Below are 303 nucleotides of genomic sequence, written 5' to 3' on the forward strand. Positions count from 1 at the left end.
GCGCATCGTTGCGAAGGCGGGAGAACCGGCCTTGAGCGCGTCGACTTTTCGCACCTGATCCGGGGTGAGCTTTCCGCGGGGCTTGATGCACAGCGCGGCCGCGATGACTGGGGAAATCGTGTGACCAGTGCGTGACGCCCGCCGCGTCGCAAGCGTCGAAGACAGCGTGGCATTGCTCGACCGTGGCATCGCCGTAAGCACCTGCGAAAGACATTGCCCCGATTCCGAATTTCGAGACCTCGGGGCCGTCCCGCCCAAGTCATTTCATCTGCAACGCCCTGATACCCTTCGTGCTGCCGGTTT

General features: G+C 63.0%; 1 protein-coding gene. It reads right to left on the reverse strand.

Annotated features, from left to right (window positions below; translation table 11 throughout):
- The coding region (locus A3764_RS26165; protein WP_236628296.1) for a hypothetical protein at positions 1–189 on the reverse strand (189 nt) is incomplete at its 3' end.
- Positions 190–303: the final 114 nt, after the last annotated feature.

This window comes from Sulfitobacter sp. HI0129, assembly GCF_001635395.1.
Taxonomy (GTDB): domain Bacteria; phylum Pseudomonadota; class Alphaproteobacteria; order Rhodobacterales; family Rhodobacteraceae; genus Sulfitobacter.